Source organism: Microcoleus sp. CZ3-B2, from assembly GCF_036705055.1.
Taxonomy (GTDB): Bacteria; Cyanobacteriota; Cyanobacteriia; order Cyanobacteriales; family Microcoleaceae; genus Microcoleus.
Genome location: NZ_JAUBTN010000125.1, coordinates 1 through 4,451, shown reverse-complemented (window position 1 = coordinate 4,451; position 4,451 = coordinate 1). Strand labels below are relative to the sequence as shown.

Here is a 4,451-nt window from a genome sequence, read left to right as displayed (position 1 = left end):
GAGCGTTGCTTGTCCGGCAAGACTGGATGAGTACGGGGAGCTTGTCAGCATCCTTGCGATGTATCGGGCCGTGAAACCAAAGCTGAGATTCTTTCTAGATTCTCGGAATTGCGGTGGAGTCCAGATACAAGCCCACACCCTAGAGGTACTCCGCTTGGTGATGGGTAGTTGACCAGCCGAGTTAGACATACTTCACAAGCGTGTTGGGGAATTCCCGGATCGAAGTTAAACTCAATAGATAGGTGCATCAAATCAGTTTGCCTGCACCACTGACTCGATCGCTTTAAACTGTATTTATATGTTTGCAAAAATTGCCAAAGGATCGATCGCGCGAAACATCTGACCAAATCAGTTTAACTCAAAGCGGGCTAACGCTATCAAGCCTGCTTACCGCCTAGTTCGTACACCTCACAGGAAAAATAGGATTATGGGATTATTTGACCGCATCAGCCGAGTCGTCAGAGCCAATCTTAACGATATGGTCAACAAAGCTGAAGACCCGGAAAAGATTTTAGAACAGTCCGTGACGGATATGCAGGAAGACTTGGTGCAGTTGCGTCAAGCCGTTGCCAGCGCGATCGCAACCCAAAAGCGTACCCAGACTCAGTACAATCAAGCTGAATCCCAGTCTAACCAGTGGCAGCAACGCGCTCAGCTAGCCCTGCAAAAAGGAGACGAAACTTTGGCCCGCGAAGCCCTAGTGCGTAAAAAATCTCACGCAGAAACGGCGGCTACCCTGAAAAGTAGTTTGGAACAGCAATCGGGTCAAGTAGAAAGCCTCAAGCGTAACTTGATCGGTTTGGAAAGCAAGATTTCCGAAGCCAAAACTAAGAAGGATATGCTCAAGGCCAGAATATCCGCAGCTAAGGCCCAGGAACAGCTTAACAACACCATTGGCACCCTGAATACTGGCAGTTCAATGGCAGCTTTCGATCGCATGGAAGAAAAAGTTTTGCAGATAGAAGCTCGCGCCGGAGCATCAGCAGAACTGGCGGCCGGTGGCAGCAATTTAGAGGAACAGTTCCGCTTGCTCGAAAGTGGCGGCGGTGTTGACGACGAGTTGGCTCAGATGAAAGCTCAACTGAGCGGAGGTTCTGTGGCTCAAGGTCAATTGCCCGCAGCGGATCAAACTGCCAAGGCTACTACCTCCGAGTCGAGTCCGGTGATTGACGCTGAGTTGGAAGAATTGCGATCGCAGCTCAATAAAATGTAGTAATTTCTATCAAAATTCACCTATTTCTCAGACATCGCTTTGATAGAATGCTCCGCCTACCTACAGCGCTAGCTTGGGGAAGTCGGAGCTTTTTTCAGTCGCAAGTTCATAAAACATAAATATTGCATTTTGTCAAGTATCTTTATATTGAATTAAGGATTTAATTCTTTAAAAAAAAATGATAAAGTGACTTTATTATTAGCAATTACACCGGCTTGGCTACTCGTAGCAGTATAAATAACTATCAAATATTGCTAAGTAAATCCACCTAATTAAACCTATGAGTCCGATCGCTCAAAAGCTTGCTGTCTATCTCTTCTTGCTTCTTTTTGTCCAGAGCGAAGCCGAAGCAAGCCCTCTGCCTCCTGCCTTCTACTTAACACCATTTTTCTCAAATAATGGAACTCGCGTGAAAGCTCCCAACCCCGAGCCTGTAAAGCATTCCCAATTGTTCAATTCTTTAATCTAAAAGGGTTTAACCTGTCATGGCCCGGCCACATTCCAGAGCGTTTTGTAGAATCAAGTTTTTCAGGACATTAGCACTTGCTTGTTCAATACCAGTTATTTGGCCCGTACCCCTAACAGCTCAAAGTGTTGGCGAGTCTGCGGTTGCTGCCGAGTCATTGGGCCGGTCGCCAATTTTTAATGATAATTTAGAGTTTAAATTAAAACTTAATCCAGAAACTGCAGACGATCGCGATCGGCTTCCTGATTTAGACTCAAGTTCAGAATTAGAAAAAGAGAGTCAAGAGCCAGAAAACAACATCCCGGAGTTCGATCTACCGGCCCAAAATCAGTCACGAGAAACTCTCGCTCAATTGCCGAACCGAGGAGAAAACAGACAGGAAATTTCGATTCCCAACCCGCTGCTGCCAACTCCACCTCCACTCCCAGAACCCGCGCCCCCTGGGCCCTTACCTCCGGTAGAACAGCTTTTGCCACCAGTAGTGCCGGCACAGCCTGAAGAATTACCCAACATTCCGGGTACCATCAAGGTCGATCGATTTGAAGTAGTCGGCAGCACCGTCTTTAGCAAGCAAGAATTAGACGCTGCACTCAAAAACTTTGTAGGCCGCCCGCTGACTTTTACCGAACTGCTGCAAGCTCGTTCTGCTATCAATGAACTGTACCTTAGCAAAGGTTATATCACTTCGGGAGCGCTGATTGAGCCACAAACGCTCGCAGGTGGAGTTGTAAAAATATTAGTGCTAGAAGGCAAGCTAGAAAGTATCAAAGTAGTCGGAACTAGGCGGCTGAATTCTAACTATGTCAGAAGTCGTTTGGCACTGGCAACGCGAGGCCCGCTGAAGGAAAAGCGTTTGTTAGAAGCTCTGCAACTGCTGCAACTAAGCGGTCAAATCCAAAATATTTCAGCAGAATTGCAAGCGGGTTCTCGTCCGGGTTTTAATGTGCTATTAGTCCGAGTCAAAGAATCAAAAACTTTCCAAGCTGGGATTTTTACTGATAATTCTCGCTCTCCGAGTGTGGGGAGTTGGCGGCGCGGGGCCGAAGTCCGCGAAGCTAATTTATCGGGTTTGGGAGATAGTGCGAGTTTGATTTATACAAATAGTGAGGGCAGCAATACTGTAGATGTTAGCTACGCGCTGCCTGTGAATGCGCGCAACGGTAGTGTAAGTTTTCAGGCAAGCAGGAGTCGCAGCAATATTGTTGAGCAGCCTTTTGACGCGCTGGATATTGAGTCGTCGAGCCGGACTTATGAGTTGACTTACCGGCAGCCAATCGTCCAAACTGCGAGAACAGAAATCGCTCTTGGTATTGGTGCGAGCAGGCGAGAAAGCGATACATCTTTGCTGGGAGAGGATTTTTCGCTGTCGCCGGGAGCTGACAGTCGCGGGAGAACTCGGGTTTCGGCGCTGAGGCTGTTTCAGGATTTTACTCGGAGGGGAGAGAGGGATGTCTTGGCGGCGCGATCGCAGTTCAGTCTGGGAGTTGCAGCATTTGGCGCTACGGTGAACAGCAGTGAGCCTGACGGTCAATTTTTGGCGTGGCGGGGTCAATTGCAGTACCTGCGGTTGTTGGCTCCCCAGACGCTGCTGGTGGTGCGATCGGACCTGCAGTTGGCTGGAGGTGAGCTTTTGCCGATGGAGCAATTTGGTTTGGGCGGCCCGGATACAGTGCGGGGCTACCGTCAAGATGCTTTGCTCGCCGATAGCGGGATTTTTGCTTCTGCCGAGTTGCGCTATCCGATTTTGCGAATTGGGGACAACCAAGGAGTTTTGCAAGTAACACCGTTTGTGGAGGCTGGCAATGTTTGGAATAGCTGCTCTAGGGTGGATTTGGAAACAAATACTTTGCTGTCAGCGGGATTGGGCTTGCGTTGGCAGTACGGCAAGAGGTGGAACGCTCGCTTGGGTTGGGGAATTCCTTTGATTTATCTTAAGTCGAGAGACAGAAGTTTGCAAGAGCGCGGGCTGTATTTTTCAGTAGAATTCCAACCTTTTTAAGCAAGCCGCCGTTATGCCCTTGGCGCAACTGAGCAATTCCGCTATATAGTAATAAGTACCATTTGGCACTCGTCTGTAGCTGCCAAGAGTGCATTTTACTGATAATTTTAAAATTAAACTATGTCTAAGGTGCAGTTGCTGATTTTAAGTTCTTTTGCTTCCGGTTTTGGGTTTTTCTCTATCATTTTGGCGATGTTTGCGATGATTTCTAGGCTGTCGTTTACTTCTTTTTTTACCCTTGTTTTAACTTTGATATTCTTTGGGTTCAATTTAATTTTTGCTTTGCATTATTATACCTCAATTGCCAAGCAGTTAAATGTTAAAAGTAAAAGGAAAGTGAGAATTTAGAAGTTGTGAAGCAGGGGCAGACAAAGGCATGGAGATTTATTTAATTTTAATTGTCCCTGACTTGACTCTGCAGGTTGCCGAGTTATTTCAAAAGCTGGATTTTTCATGAAAGGGCGATCGCAAATCTCGAACATTACTAATAGTATTAATAATTTGTGCGCTTCAAGTTACACATAATTAGGAAGGGTGTGAATTAGTGGGCAAAAACATGGTTTTACGAAAATTATTCCTCCGAGCTAAATTATTAGGTGAAAAAATTGGTTTCTTCGATCTTGATGGGTAAGTTCTAATACAAAAATGGGATTTTCCCCAAACAAAAAGCGCCCCTATTTCTAGGAGCGCTTTTTGTAATCTCAGACTAAAACTTAGCCGTTGATAGAAGGAGCAACCATTGCTACGGGAGTAGTTTCAGCAGCAGCCAAGTC

General features: G+C 46.5%; 3 protein-coding genes. 2 read left to right on the top strand and 1 reads right to left on the bottom strand.

The annotated features are described in order from the left end of the window. Positions 1-427: 427 nt before the first annotated feature. A complete protein-coding gene (locus QUA97_RS27915; RefSeq protein WP_194010977.1) occupies positions 428-1,213 on the top strand; it encodes a PspA/IM30 family protein in 786 nt (261 codons plus the stop codon). A 623-nt stretch (positions 1,214-1,836) separates the two neighbouring features. Then, positions 1,837-3,678, top strand: coding sequence for a ShlB/FhaC/HecB family hemolysin secretion/activation protein (locus QUA97_RS27910; protein WP_333197543.1), 1,842 nt, complete (start codon positions 1,837-1,839; stop codon positions 3,676-3,678). Positions 3,679-3,791: 113 nt separating this feature from the next. Here QUA97_RS27910 and QUA97_RS27905 read toward each other — a convergent pair whose 3' ends face one another. After that, positions 3,792-3,947 (bottom strand): hypothetical protein, encoded by a 156-nt coding sequence (locus QUA97_RS27905; RefSeq protein ID WP_194070405.1) that lies wholly within the window; start codon positions 3,945-3,947, stop codon positions 3,792-3,794. Positions 3,948-4,451 lie beyond the last annotated feature (504 nt).

Excerpts from the sequence above, each read along its gene's own strand:
- QUA97_RS27915 (WP_194010977.1), top strand. The coding sequence starts at position 428 with ATGGGATTATTTGACCGCATCAGCCGAGTCGTCAGAGCCAATCTTAAC.